Source organism: Candidatus Bathyarchaeota archaeon (genome assembly GCA_026014725.1).
Classification (GTDB): Archaea; Thermoproteota; Bathyarchaeia; order Bathyarchaeales; family Bathycorpusculaceae; genus Bathycorpusculum.
In genome coordinates this window covers 55410-70449 of record JAOZHV010000008.1, presented here as the reverse complement: position 1 = coordinate 70449, position 15040 = coordinate 55410, and the positions used below count along the sequence as shown (strand labels likewise).

Below are 15040 nucleotides of genomic sequence, written 5' to 3'. Positions count from 1 at the left end.
AAATAACCTGTCTCTCTATATCTTGCGGGTGAGCTGTCGCTTTGAACATTAGCAAGAGCTACCAAAACTACGTACAAATCATGGAAAGCCAACTAAAAGAACTATATGCAATTAGCGACAGCGCCAGGTCTAAAGGGTTAGACCCAGCCCTGAAAACCGAATGCATCATCGCACAGGACATTGCTGACTTAGTGGAAGGCTTGGTTGGTCCAAAAGGTGTAGCCCTCAGCATAAGGGAATACAATTCAAAGATTCAAAGAGAAGAAATAGCATTCAAAGTCGCGGAAGAAATTTCCCTTGGTAAATTCGGGCATATGGAGCCTGAAAAAGCGGCTGAGCAAGCTATCAGAACAGCTCTTGCCATTTTTACTGAGGGCTTGACAGCAGCACCCATACAAGGAATAGCGCAAGTAAAAATAAAAACAAACCCCGATAGAACACGGTATCTGGCTATATACTTTGCAGGGCCAATCCGTTCAGCAGGCGGAACAGACCAAGCATTAACCTTAATCGTTGGCGATTTTGTTCGTCGGCAACTCGGCTTGGATAAGTATAAGCCAACTGAGGAAGAAATCGCCCGATTCGTGGAAGAACTACGCCTTTATGAGCGGTCAGTGGGGCGTTTTCAATATCACATTCCTGATGAGGAGTTAAGGAAAGCGTTGAGTTTGCTTCCTGTTGAGGTTACTGGCACGGAATCTGACCCCGTTGAAGTTTCTTCATACAGGAACCTGCAAAGAGTTGAAACCAACCGCGTCAGAGGCGGAGCGCTCCGCGTGGTCAACGACGGTATTGTTGGGCGTGCCCAAAAAGTTTTGGTGATTGTGGAAAAAATAGGCTTTCAAGGCTGGGACTGGCTTCGAGATTTTAAGAAGAAGTCTGAAAAGAAGTCAGGCGGCTTCATGGATGACGTCATAGCTGGCAGACCAATCTTCGCTTTCCCATCCCGTCGCGGGGGCTTCAGATTAAGGTATGGCAGGTCAAGAAACACTGGGCTTTCTGCTGTTGGGATTCATCCTGCGACCATGCTTGTGGTTGAGGGCTTTCTTGCTGCTGGCACTCAGATGCGTCTGGAGTTGCCTGGGAAGGGTGGCGTTACGGTTCCAGTGGACACGATTGAATGCCCCGTCGTGTTGCTCAAAGATGGTTCCGTGGTTCGTGTTTCTCTTGAGAACTTTGAGAAGGTCAAGGGAAAGATTCAAAAAATCTTGTTCTTAGGAGACATGCTGATTAGTTTTGGCGATTTCCTCTACACCAACAAGGCGCTTCCGCCTTCAGGCTACGTGGAGGAATGGTGGGTTAAAGACCTGCAAAACGCCCTTGCTCAAGGATTCAGCTCAGATTATGAAAAAGCTGCAGAAGCATCCAAAATTCCTGCAGAAAAAATAAAGGCTTTCCTCTCTGACCCTTTCAAAACCAAACCAACCGTTAAAGAAGCCATCGCGCTAAGTTTGAACTTGGGTGTGCCTTTGCATCCGAGCGCCACTTTCTTCTGGACGAGCTTATCCTCGTCTCAAGAAGTTGCCCTGCTCAAGAAATGGTTGGATACTTGTGAAGTCACCTTGAACGAAGGAACTGTTTGCAGAATAATGGGCAAAGCTGATGAAACCGTCGTTGGCTTCTTGCGTAAAATTCTGGTTCCGCACAAAATTGTGGACGGCAAGGCTGTGGTGGCAGGTGAGGACGCCGCGGCTTTAGCGTTCAGTCTCGGTTACGACAAAACCGCCCCGCCCGAACTGTCTGATGCGCCTTCGGTTTTGGCGGCGGTTAGTTTGCTTTCTGGAGTGCAAGTTAAGGATAAAGCGCCTACTTATGTGGGTGGACGCATGGGACGCCCAGAGAAGGCTAAACGGCGGGAGATGAGGCCTCTTGTTCACGTGCTTTTCCCAGTCAGCCTCGCAGGCGGGACTCACAGAGACCTCATGGAGGCGGCAAAGAAAGGTCCAGTTTTTGTTGAAGTGACAAAAAGGAAGTGCCCAAACTGTAAGACTTACACTTTCAAAGTGAAATGCGCCAGTTGCGGGTGTGAAACTGTGCCAGAGAACAGCTGCCCACGTTGCGGCAGGGCACTTAAAGATAATGCTTGCCCCGCTTGTAAGGTGGAGGCGATTCAGTATCAGCGTCAGCCCATCAATTTCAGGGAAATGATTGATGCTGCGTGCGGCTCTCTTGGTTACTCGGCGCCAAAACTTCTCCGCGGCGTCAAAGGCTTAACCAATCAGGATAAAACCCCTGAAATTATTGAGAAGGGGATTTTGCGGGCAAAGCACGAGCTGTCTGTCTATAAGGATGGTACTATTCGGTTTGACGCTACGAACGCGCCTTTAACGCATTTTACACCTGCTGAAGTCGGAGTGCCAGTGGAGAAGATTCGGCAGCTAGGCTACAACTGCGACACTTATGGCGCCCCCTTGACTGATCCTGAGCAGGTTTGTGAGCTTAAGCTGCAGGATGTTGTGATTCCTTGGCGTGCAGGTGACTATTTTGTGCAGATTGCCGCTTTCATTGATGATTTACTGAGAAGAGTCTACAAGTTACCTGCGTTCTATAATGTTAAGAAGGCTGAAGACCTTGTGGGGCACTTGATTTTTGGTTTAGCTCCGCACACATGCGCTTGCATCTTGGGGCGCGTGGTTGGTTTCACTGACCGCAATGTTATCTATGCTCATCCTGTTTGGCACTCCGCTAAACGTCGAGATTGTGACGGCGACGAGGACGCCATCATGTTGGCATTGGATACTCTTCTTAATTTTTCGCGGGTTTACTTACCAGCGCAGATTGGCGGAATTATGGATGCTCCTATTTTGCTGATTCCGTTTGTGAACACTCAAGAAGTGCAGCGGCAGGCGCATGATTGTGATGTTGCCGCGTCTTATCCGCTTGAGTTTTATAAGAAAACACTCGAGAAGGCTGAAGTGCGGCCCGTCAGCGCCATTATGGATGTGGTTAGTCATCGGCTTGGGACTGAAGCACAGTTTGAGGGGTTCCAGTACACGACCCCTGTTTCCAACATTAATCTTGGCAACGCTAACAGCTCATATAAAGAGTTCAAGTCCATGATTGATAAACTCAACATGCAACTATCACTGGGAGAGAAAATTGACGCTGTCGATGCAAGGCAGGTTGCACTAAAAGTTCTCAACACTCATTTTATGCGCGATATCGCTGGTAACCTGCGCGCATTTTCCACGCAAGGCTTCAGATGCAAGTCTTGCAACAAAAAATTCCGCCGCTTGCCTCTTCGCGGTAAATGTCCGTTCTGTGGCGGCCAGTTGACACTTACCGTTTACCGTGGCGGCATCGAGAAGTACCTGGTGGCGGCGCAGCAACTTGTTGACAAGTATGGATTGCCCAAGTACTACACTCAGCGCATGGACCTCATCAAGGAAGAATTAGCTTCCATGTTTGATAACAAAAAGCCAAAACAGGCAACACTTTTCGATTTTAATTAGACTAAAGCTTTTCAATAAAGACCGCGCTTTATTGTATCGGTGAATTGCAATAAAGGGCTCTTGGCACCCCAACGCTTACTTGAGCAACATCCGAAATGTACGTGGTGGACTTGCGGCAAGAACAAAAATCTTGTCTTTGCTAGACGACCAGCCTTTTAGCGCAACCACGGTTGCCAAACAATCTGCGCTCTCGTATGGTGTTGTGACGTATCATCTTAAGCTTCTAAAGAATGAGGGCATCGTTGAACGCAGGGGCAGTGGACGCTATGTTTGGTTGTCAACGGGGTTAGGGCAGAAACGGCTTGGTTAGAACGTGCATTGGCATGGTGAGTGCTGGCATTTCGGGCACATGTTGTTGTATTTGTTGATGGCGGCTTTTTCAAGGTCAATTCCCATGACATTGGCAAGTGACGATAGCCAAGCGATGACATCGGCGAATTCTTTCTCGGTTGCTTCACGGTTGGTCCCGTTTAGTTCTTGGCCGAGTTCAGCGACTTCGTCAACCAACCAGTTAAAGGTGCCTTCTACTCCGCGTTCCGAGTCACGTTTGAAATAGAGGTGTTTCATCATTTCTTGGAATTCATGAATGTGCATATGGTTTCACTCTCAAGGTGTTGTGTTCTGGCGGCTATTAAAGGTTAAACTGTGTTTTGTTGATGCTTTTGTATACGGAAAGCCGAAGCAACCTTTCGGCGCAAGATTAATTAGTCCAAGCAGATATTAGGCATGATAACACATCAATTCAGTAGGGATGTTAGTGAGCAAAAAGAAAAAAGATACTGGTCCAATGCCGGCCGCAAGTGCAGGTTTGCTAAGGTTTTTTGAGGAAGAAACCGAAGGAATCAAGGTTCGACCTGAACTGCTAGTAGCTTTGGCAGTATCGTTGATTGTTGTTTCGGTTTTAGCAAAAATCTTCTTCTAAACGCTTTTATTTTACCCTCTTCTTGAGGGTGCAGTAGTGTGTAGGACTTCTATTCTTTGAACTGAATTCAAGTGAAGATATAGTTCGCTTCTTTCTTCGCGGCTTGCCACCTGCGGAATAGGTTGCGCAATAGTTGATCTTAAAACGATGGCTTCGGCATCGGACAGCCAGATTCCTGCTGGTTCGTGTGTTACCGCTGCAAGAGTGCCTTCGAAACCATAAGCGGGATCTATTATGACTCTGATTTTTTTGCCCACATTTCGTTCGAGCATATGAAATATCGAAGGGGGCAAACCTTGATCTGACATATACTTTGCAAACTACCGTAAACTACTATGATTAGTATTCTAAAGTTAAAACCATTCGCCTCGAGAACAATGTTGAATTGGGTTTCTTTCGGGGCAGATTGCTCTTTTATCCTCCATTTTTTTAACAGATTTATGTTAAAACTTTCCTGTAGTTAAGGTTTGGTATAGAAAAATCTGTTTTTCTTGGCTGGTCCTAAGATAGGAAACTCGCTAAATATTAATAAGCCCTTCCACTTCCTTAAGAACCGACCTTGGGATGGAAGCATAGCGATGGCGACTGAAAATTCACTTAATGCCTCAATGGATAGTGCGAAAAAACACTACTCTTCCATGTTCTTTCTTCCATCAGCCAAAAAATCCCTTCTGGCAATCGCAGTAATCTGCATTGGTGTAATTGGCCTTTCCACTTTTGCCTTTTTCCCCGCAATCGGATTACTCAGTAGTTTGGCACTTGGTTTTTCCCTCTTTGTTTTGACCTTTGCGGCTGATTTAGTGGTAAGCAGAATTGTTCTAAGAAAAGACCCTGTTTTTTTGTTGCGGCGCACTATTGCACTATCAATGTTTTGCTGGATTTTTTGGGTATTTTTTATACTAATCGGTGTTGCTCTAGGCTTTGCGTTTGATTGGACATGGTGGGTCAAGCTATCCCTTTTAGGATATGCCACAGTTGTGACACTAAGGTTTATGGTTCTGGTAGCGACCTCTTTTTCCTCTTTTTGGCGACAGTTAGTATCAACCTTACTTCAGCCAGTTCTCAGCGTCATAGCTTTTCTTGCGTTTTGGACTGGCATCTCAAGCGCGTTACTGCTGCAAGTCTTTCCTTTTCTGGTTGTTTCGCCAATTATCGCTTTTGCTGCGGTATACTCTTTCCTCTTTGTCATAGACCGTTTAGGCAGACAAACTTATTCCCTGCCAACGTTGCCCATGTTTCGAGCTTTCCTGCTAAACTGGCTGACTGGCGACAACGCGCCTCTGGAAGGTTTTCTTGAAAGCCTGGGGCAAGACGTAGACATCGAAGTATCGCTTCTAAAGTTTGACTCTGCTAAACCAAAAGCCGCAATTATAGTTCCATCCGTTCATCCAGGACCTTTCAAAAACATCGGAAGCAGTCTCCTTCCTTCGCTTCTCAAACAAGACTTTGAAAAAGAATTTGGCTGTGAAACCTGCACCCCGTTAGGTATTCTTGGGCACGAACTCGATTTAACTTCTCAAGCGCAGAATCACAAAATAATTTCAAACATAATCGCTTCTGCAAAGTTTGAGGCCTCAGAAGGCGTAGCTACCTCTTTTGTAAAAGCTACTGAGGGCGTCGCTACTGCTTCCTGCCAAATCTTTGGCGATACTGCTCTCCTCTCTTTTACCCTTGCTCCTAAAACAACTGAAGATTTGCCTCAAGAGTTGGGCCACGTCGTCAGCGAAGAAGCAAAAAAATACGGCTTAAAAAACGCCCTGATAATTAATTCCCATAACAGTCTCAACGACAATGAAATTGACACCCAAAAACATGTTGATGCACTGCAGATTGCTGCTTCTAAATGCCTACAAAAAGCGATAACCTTGGAGCGGAAACCCTTCTTGGTTGGTGCCGCCACGACTTTTCCTGAGGAATTTACTCTAAAGCAGGGCATGGGAACAGGCGGAATCACAGTAATAGTTGTTCAAGTGGAAAAGCAGAAAACCGCCTACGTAGTAATTGACGGTAACAACGTGGTTCCCAACTTGCGTGAGAAAATTATTATCGCTTTAGCCTCCCAAGGGTTTGATGAGAGTGAAGTTTTTACCACCGATACTCATGCGGTCAGCGCCTTAGTTACTGGAAGGCGTGGTTATCACACTGTCGGCGAAGTCATGGATCACGACATTTTGATTCGCCACATTACTGAAACCGCGAAGAAAGCGCAGGCAAACCTTGAAGCTTCCAAGGCTGGCTTTCTGCAACTGGTTGTGCCCCAAGTCAGAGTTATCGGGGAAGAACGCTTACAATCATTGTCCCTGCTGGTTGACAAAGCAATTCAAAAGGCAAAACAAATTATAGTTCCCGTCTTTGGGGTGGAAGGGTTGCTTTTGGTGTTGCTTTTAGCCTTTTTCTAAGGGAAAACGGCTTGTTTACCTTGGTTTTTGCGGTCTACTTGGTTTTCTTTTGAGTTCGGTACCGCATATTTGGCATTCTTTAAATGTACAGTCTACTGGGTACTTGCGGTGGCAAGCGGGGCAGTATCTTATCCACTCTAAAAGGCGTTTGATGCCGAAGGTAGCGAGAGCAACAAATTCTATGCCCATCTGCTTGGCAACGTTCTGGATAGAATAATCGTCAGTAACAAGCTGTGGAGAATACCCCTGCTTTTTCAGCTCTAACGCTAAAGCTAACAGCTGCATATCCGCTTGAGACAGCTTAAACGAGTCGCCAACATTACAAGCATAAACTTTAGCTTGGGTTACAAACTCTTCAGAAGGCGCTTTAACCCTTAGCCTGCCGCTTTCCACGGCTGTTTTGAAACGTGTTTTTATCAGCGTGTTTCTTTTAATCTCCTCTTCAACCTCTGGCACGGTTACTTGCTCTTCGCCGAGAGAGAAAGGGTCAAACCCGGCTAAAAAAGCGGAAGTATCTAAAACAACAATTTTTCTGTGCTGGTTGTTTATTGGGCTTTTCATTCTGTTCCCTTAAAGAGCAACCTGTTGCGTAGCCTATCGTAGAAATCGGTTTCAAAACGGATGAAGGATGTCACGTTCTTGGACCTTGTGACTTCTAGCACGGGGTCTTTTGTGTCTAGCAGTTTGCGGTAGTTCCCATCAATCAAAACCAACATGTTTTTCGGACGGATTACATTGAAGGTTATTTTCGAGTTCGCTGGAAAAACAAGTGAGTGAAACACGGTTAATGAGCAAATCGGCGTTAAAACAAAAGCATCCACATTGCGGTCTAAAACTGGGCCTCCTGCCGAAAGATTGTAGCCTGTTGAGCCTGTTTGGGTCGCCACGATTAAGCCGTCTGCTTGGCACTTTAGAATAGGCTTTCCATCCTTGCATATCTGCGAATAAAGAATTTTAGAAGGTTCCCCCGCAGAAATCACCACCTCGTTGAGGGCATCAGGTAAAGCTTCGCCGCCTGCTGAAACAGCGAGTTTAGCGCTTTTTTCTATCTTGTACTCGCCTTTGAGGATTCGCTCCACGGCTTCGCAGGCATTTTTCGGCTCTACCTCTGTTAAGAAACCCCTAACACCCATGTTGATTCCTAAAATCGGCGGTTCAGGCTTAGGCAGAGTGATGCTTGTACGTAGTATTGTGCCGTCTCCGCCCATAGATACTACAAAGTCTGCTTTCATTTTTGAGAGCGGAACAAAATCGTACTCAGTTTTAATTTTGCCTGACAGCGTGTCTTCTATGTGAACTTCTAACCCTTTGCTTTTTAGGTAATCCGCAAGCTCCTCTGTGAGCTTTAATGCTTGTTTTTTGTCGTAGCGGGCAACTATGCCGACACTTTTAAACACGCGCTCACCGTTCAGTTAAATAGCGTTACCTTAGTCTATATTAACCCTTTCAATGGCGACTTCTCCATTTCCCGTATCTTTCCCCTTTTTTCGCTTCAAGGCGCCAACTAAGTTAGGCTTTCTTTGAGAAGCGACATCAAAAGGCAGTAGAAGCGAGTTATTGATTCGACTTCGACCACGCTTTAACGAGTTAGAAAATTGTTAGCTTGATGTTCAATCAAGACAAAAAACCTCTTAAAAATTACCATTCACAACTAAAACACACAGAATTAAGAGACAACGAAAAAATTTATATATCTTTGCTTATCTATGAATTTATATATATTCAGAGTGAGGGTAAATTTACATTTGTTAACAAAATCCCCCGGTCGAAATGAGACTGTTAATCTGAAAATGAAAATGGTGGTTGCTTTTGTTTTGGCAACTCTGGTAATAGGTTTCATGTGCATTTCGCCAGGTTTTGCCCAAACAGAAGTAATTCAGGAAATTGGAAACGCATCAACTACAGGCATGGACTCTCTCGGTAACGGGGTGAGGGGTAATTATGCGAGGGCTTCTAACATTACAGCAGGTTATTGGGGCACAATCACCAAAGTTAGTGTGAATGTTGCCACGCCTGCAGGAAACATAATGAGTGCCATCTACGCAGATTCATCTGGCAGCCCAGGAGCCCTCTTGGCTTACAGCAACTCAACCGCCGCTGTCGCAGGATGGAACAACCTCACGCTTAACACTCCAGTATCAGTTACCGCTGGAACCACCTATTGGCTTTGCTTCAATAACGACGACGACAACGTCGACACTTATCGCGATCCAAATGGGGCTCATGTATACATTGAGCAGACTTACGGTTCATTTCCAAATCCATTCGGCACCCCTACCGGCACAAGACCTTTTACACAACACATGCGCGTCACTTATGCCAGTACACCACCACCTGAACCAATTCCAGAGGGCTTTAACATCGGAGTTATGATTTTACTATCGTCTATTGCAGTGGCAATCAGCATACAGTACTTCCGAAAACGACCCAAAATAGATACATAATGCTGACAGTAAAGCCTTAATCTATATTACCCTTTCAAAACAGAAATATCCCTTCCAGCATTCTTTTGCCGATTTTTTTGATTGTTGGTTGCAATATAAGTACAAACAACCTTCTTATAGAAAAGAAGGCATAGGTTAAGTGCTAATTTTGGAGTGATATTGTTGTCTAATCTAAAAGGAAAAATCGCTATAGTTACAGGTGCTGGGAAAGGCATCGGTAGAGAAATTGCTTTAGCTCTTGCACGAAACGGTGCCGAAGTGGTTGTGACGGATGTTCTGACGACATTTTTGAGGTAGGTAAGGCAATAGATTCTCTTGGAGCAAAGTCCTTTTCCATTAAGTGTGGCGTGACTGATCCAGAGCAGGCGCAAAATATCGAAGAACAGATAATCAGAAAACATGAGCGCATCGACATTCTTGTTAATAACGCTGGAATTTACCCGCAGAAGCCCTTTTTAGAAATGACGCGGGAAGAATGGAACCACGTTATACAAGTTAATCTAAACGGCGTTTTCCACTGCACCAAAGCAGTCCTGCCAAAAATGGTGCAACAGAAATATTGCAAAATAGTAAACATCGTTTCAATCGCAGGTGCAATTGTAGGGTTCCAGAACTTGGTGCATTATTCTGCAAGTAAAGCCGCAGTGGCTGGCTTCACTAAGTCTTTGGCGCTTGAAATGGCGCAATATGGCATCAACGTGAACGCTGTGGCACCAGGACCAATAGATGTCGGCGCTTTACCCGTCGGCTCAGAGTTATACCAGCAAGTCATCAAAGGCATCTCGATGGGGAGAATGGGCACGCCTTTAGACATCGCAAACTTGGTTGTTTTTCTCGCCAGCGACCAATCAAGCTTCATCACGGGGCAATGCCTCATCTCAGACGGCGGATACACGCTCCAATAAACAAAGCCCGCTTCTAAAAAAACCCAAATCAAACCTTGCTCTAAATGTACCTGCTTGCGAACCGTCCAGAACCAGCACAAAGCCCAAAATAATCATACACCATAGGTGATGTTGTACCAAGAATACGCAAGAAACTTCCACTCAACAATATTAACTAAAAACACCCACAAAACATACACAACATAAGCCAACAATTACCTTAAGCTATATATGGATGAAGCTTAGAAATTGCATTGAAAACAAAACAAGCAGTGGCGCGCGAAAAATGAGCAGACCAGTAGATGTTGGAAGTTTACGCGTTGGCGGCTACATGATGATTGACGGCGAACCATGCCGCATCGTGGATATTGCAAAATCTAAACCAGGCAAACACGGAGCCGCCAAAGCAAGAATAGTAGCCATCGGAATATTCGACAACCAAAAAAGGCAATTCGTAAAACCAGTCGACGCAAGCGCAGAAATTCCAATAATCGACAAACGACCAGGACAAATCTTTGCCTTGAACCCGAACGGCGTGCAAATAATGGATTTAGAAACCTACGAGTACTTGGACGCGCCGTTCCCAGATGAAGAAGACCTCAAAGCTAAACTAACTGCAGGCGCAGAAATCGAATATTGGAAGATACTTGGCAAAGTCAAAATTGTACGAGCAAAATAAACAAACTGTCTTTTTGCTTTCTTCAATACCTTTTAATCCCAATTATCTGCTATTTACCCGTTCTGTTTTCATCATGCTACTTGTAAGCTATACCCATACGCTTCATAAAATCAAGAACTCTTTCGTACTCAACAAGGTACTGCTTACCCTTTTCTGTCAACTTAAACGAAACTTCATCTTGAATCAACCCTAAGTAAATTAGCTCTGAGATGTAAGTTTTCAACCTATCAAAAGGAACTTTCATCTGTACTTGTATTCGTGTTAAAACAATCTTTTCTTCTTTTTGCGCGTAGAATATTGACAAAAGGTCTCCATAAATTTTCAATCGGTCTCTGCGCGCAATTTGTTTCATTTATCAACCTCCTTTTTTCTGGCACAGTAGAAGGATCGAATGGAGACTGCTAGAAATATGGCCAAACCAGCCCAGCGAATAGCCAAAGCTCCAAAAAACGCAGCATAACTCTCGTCGAGAGCCCAAACTATTAACAAATATTGACTAACCGCGAGAAGGAAAAACCCTAACGGCGTCCATATTGTGTCTGGGTCAGGCGCTTTGATGTGGGTTCTAAGTGTATGGGCAAAAATATATAAAATTAATATTAGGTTGATAACTCTGGTGCAAATACTGGTAACTTGATAGTTAGGTAAAGCAATATCAGGAATTGTAACGAGTAGAAACAACGTTAGAAATGCGATTATTAATATGGCTAAAGTAGCATTCCACAAACTTCTATTGTTTGTATTTTTTCTTGAAAAATAATAGGTTGTAATTAGAAAGATAAACGCGAACGTTCTTAGAACGAGTTGAAGATATATTGTTCCTTTGCCAAAAATATATGGTTGGTAAAATACAAAGGCAGCTAGGGCGCTTGTTGCCCCCAAAAATCCAAAGCCGAGCGGCAACCCAAGATATCGGGTTTCCCTAGTGAGTTGATATGGTTTAATCATGAATCTTAGAAGAATGAAGTATAAGATTGCTGAAGTAATTTCATAGATAATTCGGAAGGTTTGGAAAGCGTATGGATCCATCGTTTAAATTCACTACTTTTATGCTTTTTTCTTAACCATGTATCCTATATTACTAATATTTTACACTCACGATAGGTGAGTATGTTTTTTAAGCATTACCTTGGGGCGCCTTGCCAGGACCATGTCACAAGAGTTCGCTGGAATTAATCAAATGTTGTATCTGATTCAACATTTTTAGTCTCACGATAGGTGAGTGAGTCTTATAACCATTTTCGTTAACTTGATTGAGTTTAAGGGGAATAAAAATGAATATAGAAAAACAAAATTCAAAGAAAATATGCTGCATAATCACATTGCTTTTAATGATATCCATGGCTATCCCACTGATGGCATTGCCAACTGCTAGTGCGCACACCCCTGCATGGGAAATCCCGACTTACGCCTTCATTCACGTCTCACCAAACCCTATAGGCGTCAGCCAACAAGCAACAATCGTTGTTTGGCTTGGAGACGTCATTTCAGGTGCATCCGAAGCCAACGATATTAGGTTCCATGACTACAAACTCACAATAACAAAACCAAATGGCGCCACAGAAACAGTAACCTGGAGCGTCGTATGGGACACGACTTCATCTGCATACACCTTATACACGCCCGACCAAACAGGAACATATACTCTCAACTTCAGCTTCCCAGGACAAGTATATACTTGGAGTGGAGCCTACCAAGGCGACACCTACCTGCCCAGCAGCAAAACAACAACCCTGACAGTACAAGAAGAGCCAATCTCTCAACTTGCACCATATGCACTTCCAACAGAGTACTGGACACGCCCCATAGAAGGACAAAACTCAAACTGGTACATAGTTTCATCACACTGGCTAGGGACAGGTTCACCCCAACTGGTTGACGGAAAATTCAGGTCCGCAGAAGACGGCGTAGGACCCAGCACCTCCCACGTCATGTGGAGCAAGCCAATCCAAAACGGAGGAGTTGTGGGCGGTAGCAACGTCGGCATTGAAGGCAACATGTTCTATACTGGACTAACCTACAATCGAAGGATGGGTAACCCTATAATCATGTACGGCAGGCTATACTATCAAGAACCATTGGGGCTCACAGGTACAGGTGGACCGACAGTATGCGTTGACTTACGAACAGGGGAAGAACTGTGGAGAAGAACAGATTTGCCCAGCCTATCATTTGGTTACTATTACGACGTAGACGTACCAAATCAGCACGGTGTTTTCTACGAGGGATTACTTTTCACGGCCAACTTTGCCCGAGCGTTCGATGCACGTACAGGAGACCCCTTGTTCAACGTCACTAACGTTCCCACAGGTACTGCAGTTCTTGGTCCAAAAGGAGAACACCTCCGATATGTCATCTCTAATGCAGGAACAGCCCAAAGCCCTAACTGGCGTTTGCTACAATGGAACTCGTCTAGACTTTGGAACATGACTACGACACTTTCAACACCAACAATCTCTGCAACCAATGATGGCGGCACCGCAGATCGCTATGACTGGAACGTTTCAATACCTTGGCGCGTAGGAATGGCCTCAGCAACGGTCGTTGGAGCCATTTTTGGCGATGTACTGCTTGGCTACAACAACACTTTGCCTTCGATGACTAGTCAAGCGCCTTACACGATGTGGGCGATAAGTCTAAAAGAATCATCACGAGGGCAGTTGCTTTGGATGAAAACCTACAATCCACCAGAGGGCAATGTAACCAGAAGTTTTGCATTGAAGACGATAGATGAAGTTAATCGCGTGTTCATAGCCTACGACAAAGACACGATGGCGTTCACAGGCTTCGACCTAGACACTGGTAATCAACTATGGAAAATAAGCCACCCAGAAAACGCTTCTGACTTTGACTTCTACAACTATTTGGGCAGTATTGGCTTTAACACGGCTTACGGCAAACTTTACTACTCGGGCTTTGGCGGCGTACTCTACTGCTACGACACAGCAACAGGAAACTTGCTATGGACTTACGGAAACGGCGGCAAAGGCAACAGCACTAACTCGGGTCTTGAAACAGCTTGGGGCAATTATCCTATCTTCATAACAACAATCGCTGACGGCAAAGTCTACTTGGAAACTGGCGAGCACTCACCGAATACTCCACTCTACAAGGGTGCAAAGGCACGATGCGTTGACGCTGAGACTGGCGAAGAATTATGGACATTGCTCTCGTGGGGCGGGCATCATAGACGTGAGGGCTATGCCCTTGCAGAAGGGTACTACGTATACACCAATCACTATGACATGCAGATATACAGCATCGGTAAAGGACCAAGTGCTACTACAGTGCAGGCACCATTAACCCAGATAACAGCAGGTGAGAGCATAATCGTACAGGGCAAGGTAATTGACATCGCTGCAGGCACCAAGCAGTCTGAACAGTCCGCGCGCTTCCCTAACGGTGTACCCTGTGTTTCTGACGAAAGCATGGGCGAATGGATGGAGTACGTGTACATGCAAAAACCAAAGCCAACAGACACAAAAGGTGTTGAAGTACTAATCAGCGCAATTGACCCCAACGGCAACTATATCGTCCTTGGCACCGCAACAAGTGACGCCAGCGGATTATACAGCTTGGTTTGGACGACACCTAATGTCCCTGGCAAATACACGGTAACCGCTACGTTTGCTGGCACAGAGGGCTACTACGGCTCCTACGCAGAAACCGCAGTTGTCGTTTCCGAAGCGACACCTACTGTTGCGCCAACAGAAACACCCCAATCCATGGCTGACGTGTACTTTGTTCCCGCTGTAATCGGCGTAATTGCCGCAATCATATTGGTAGGGGCAATACCGACGCTGTTGCTACTTAAGAAACGGCCATAAGGCGAAAGCTTTGAAACCCAATCTTTCCCTCCTTTTTTAGTTTAAGTCTTGGTTTTGCAACGGGCTGAGTAAGCCTAGTTTGTCATGTTGCATTATGGTGCTACATTTTTCAGTAATTCTCCTAAATCAGTTGGTACCTAGAGGCTTCAGTAAACCCATTTAGATGTTTTTCCTGATGCTTATAACGAAGTATTTTCTGAAGCAAAATTTTGGTGCGCATTTTAAATTTGTTTTAATTAGCCTTCTGTTTAGCCCTACGTGTGGGGTTGTAATTTAGCACTTTTTTAGCTCCTCACGATAGGTGAGCGAGGCTTATTAGCACTTTATACCCGACTAATAAGCCACCAAAAAAAGGAGAAAGAAAAACAAATTGAATATGCAAAATAATCTATCGAAAAAAACTCTCTCTATTGTTACATTACTACTTATGCTA

15 protein-coding genes are annotated in these 15040 nt (G+C 44.8%); 9 read left to right on the top strand and 6 right to left on the bottom strand.

All coding sequences use genetic code 11. The features are described from left to right. Nucleotides 1-41 precede the first annotated feature (41 nt). Nucleotides 42-3452, top strand: a complete 3411-nt coding sequence (locus NWE95_01110; protein ID MCW4002501.1) for a DNA polymerase II large subunit — start codon at nt 42-44, stop codon at nt 3450-3452. A 79-nt stretch (nt 3453-3531) separates the two neighbouring features. Then, nucleotides 3532-3762 (top strand): winged helix-turn-helix domain-containing protein, encoded by a 231-nt coding sequence (locus NWE95_01105; protein ID MCW4002500.1) that lies wholly within the window; start codon nt 3532-3534, stop codon nt 3760-3762. Here the strand turns inward: NWE95_01105 and NWE95_01100 are convergent. Beyond that, the gene (locus tag NWE95_01100; GenBank protein MCW4002499.1) at nt 3759-4046 is read right to left on the bottom strand and encodes a nucleotide pyrophosphohydrolase; all 288 of its coding nucleotides are present in this window, start codon (nt 4044-4046) and stop codon (nt 3759-3761) included. The two genes, NWE95_01105 and NWE95_01100, sit on opposite strands and share 4 nt — an antisense overlap. A gap of 163 nt (nt 4047-4209) precedes the next feature. Between NWE95_01100 and NWE95_01095 the strand changes: the two genes are divergently transcribed. Then, nucleotides 4210-4374 carry a preprotein translocase subunit Sec61beta gene (locus tag NWE95_01095; GenBank protein ID MCW4002498.1) on the top strand — a complete coding sequence of 55 codons (165 nt, stop codon included), beginning with the start codon at nt 4210-4212 and terminating at the stop codon, nt 4372-4374. Between the two features lie 11 nt (nt 4375-4385). Here NWE95_01095 and NWE95_01090 read toward each other — a convergent pair whose 3' ends face one another. Then, nucleotides 4386-4646: a hypothetical protein gene (locus tag NWE95_01090; GenBank protein MCW4002497.1), complete on the bottom strand. Its 261-nt coding sequence runs from the start codon at nt 4644-4646 to the stop codon at nt 4386-4388. A 306-nt stretch (nt 4647-4952) separates the two neighbouring features. Here NWE95_01090 and NWE95_01085 point away from each other — a divergent pair, with 306 nt between their 5' ends. After that, nucleotides 4953-6773, top strand: a complete 1821-nt coding sequence (locus tag NWE95_01085) for a DUF2070 family protein (GenBank protein ID MCW4002496.1) — start codon at nt 4953-4955, stop codon at nt 6771-6773. Between the two features lie 15 nt (nt 6774-6788). Here the strand turns inward: NWE95_01085 and NWE95_01080 are convergent, their stop codons facing one another. Beyond that, nucleotides 6789-7334: a hypothetical protein gene (locus NWE95_01080; protein MCW4002495.1), complete on the bottom strand. Its 546-nt coding sequence runs from the start codon at nt 7332-7334 to the stop codon at nt 6789-6791. Beyond that, on the bottom strand, nt 7331-8170 hold the full coding sequence (locus NWE95_01075; GenBank protein MCW4002494.1) for an NAD(+)/NADH kinase: 840 nt from the start codon (nt 8168-8170) through the stop codon (nt 7331-7333). Before NWE95_01075 ends, NWE95_01080 begins: the two co-directional genes overlap by 4 nt. 417 nt (nt 8171-8587) lie before the next feature. Between NWE95_01075 and NWE95_01070 the strand changes: the two genes are divergently transcribed. From NWE95_01070 to NWE95_01055, 4 genes are all read left to right on the top strand, one after another. Beyond that, the gene (locus NWE95_01070; GenBank protein MCW4002493.1) at nt 8588-9217 is read left to right on the top strand and encodes a DUF4082 domain-containing protein; all 630 of its coding nucleotides are present in this window, start codon (nt 8588-8590) and stop codon (nt 9215-9217) included. A gap of 162 nt (nt 9218-9379) precedes the next feature. Then, nucleotides 9380-9514, top strand: a complete 135-nt coding sequence (locus NWE95_01065) for an SDR family NAD(P)-dependent oxidoreductase (GenBank protein MCW4002492.1) — start codon at nt 9380-9382, stop codon at nt 9512-9514. 38 nt (nt 9515-9552) lie between these two features. After that, complete coding sequence (locus NWE95_01060; GenBank protein ID MCW4002491.1) at nt 9553-10122, top strand: SDR family oxidoreductase; 570 nt, start codon at nt 9553-9555, stop codon at nt 10120-10122. A 265-nt stretch (nt 10123-10387) separates the two neighbouring features. Further along, nucleotides 10388-10780 (top strand): translation initiation factor IF-5A, encoded by a 393-nt coding sequence (locus NWE95_01055; protein MCW4002490.1) that lies wholly within the window; start codon nt 10388-10390, stop codon nt 10778-10780. Between the two features lie 76 nt (nt 10781-10856). Here the strand turns inward: NWE95_01055 and NWE95_01050 are convergent, their stop codons facing one another. Both NWE95_01050 and NWE95_01045 read right to left on the bottom strand, forming a co-directional pair. After that, nucleotides 10857-11132, bottom strand: a complete 276-nt coding sequence (locus NWE95_01050) for a winged helix-turn-helix domain-containing protein (protein MCW4002489.1) — start codon at nt 11130-11132, stop codon at nt 10857-10859. Further along, nucleotides 11129-11662, bottom strand: coding sequence for a hypothetical protein (locus NWE95_01045; protein MCW4002488.1), 534 nt, complete (start codon nt 11660-11662; stop codon nt 11129-11131). Before NWE95_01045 ends, NWE95_01050 begins: the two co-directional genes overlap by 4 nt. A gap of 392 nt (nt 11663-12054) precedes the next feature. On the opposite strand from NWE95_01045, the gene NWE95_01040 reads away from it, so the two are divergent. Continuing rightward, nucleotides 12055-14607: a PQQ-binding-like beta-propeller repeat protein gene (locus NWE95_01040; GenBank protein ID MCW4002487.1), complete on the top strand. Its 2553-nt coding sequence runs from the start codon at nt 12055-12057 to the stop codon at nt 14605-14607. Nucleotides 14608-15040: the final 433 nt, after the last annotated feature.

Coding starts and splice junctions, on each gene's coding strand:
- NWE95_01050 (MCW4002489.1), bottom strand. CDS start 11,132: ATGAAACAAATTGCGCGCAGAGACCGATTGAAAATTTATGGAGACCTT.
- NWE95_01100 (MCW4002499.1), bottom strand. CDS start 4,046: ATGCACATTCATGAATTCCAAGAAATGATGAAACACCTCTATTTCAAA.
- NWE95_01040 (MCW4002487.1), top strand. CDS start 12,055: ATGAATATAGAAAAACAAAATTCAAAGAAAATATGCTGCATAATCACA.
- NWE95_01085 (MCW4002496.1), top strand. CDS start 4,953: ATGGCGACTGAAAATTCACTTAATGCCTCAATGGATAGTGCGAAAAAA.
- NWE95_01055 (MCW4002490.1), top strand. CDS start 10,388: ATGAGCAGACCAGTAGATGTTGGAAGTTTACGCGTTGGCGGCTACATG.
- NWE95_01080 (MCW4002495.1), bottom strand. CDS start 7,334: ATGAAAAGCCCAATAAACAACCAGCACAGAAAAATTGTTGTTTTAGAT.
- NWE95_01090 (MCW4002497.1), bottom strand. CDS start 4,646: ATGCTCGAACGAAATGTGGGCAAAAAAATCAGAGTCATAATAGATCCC.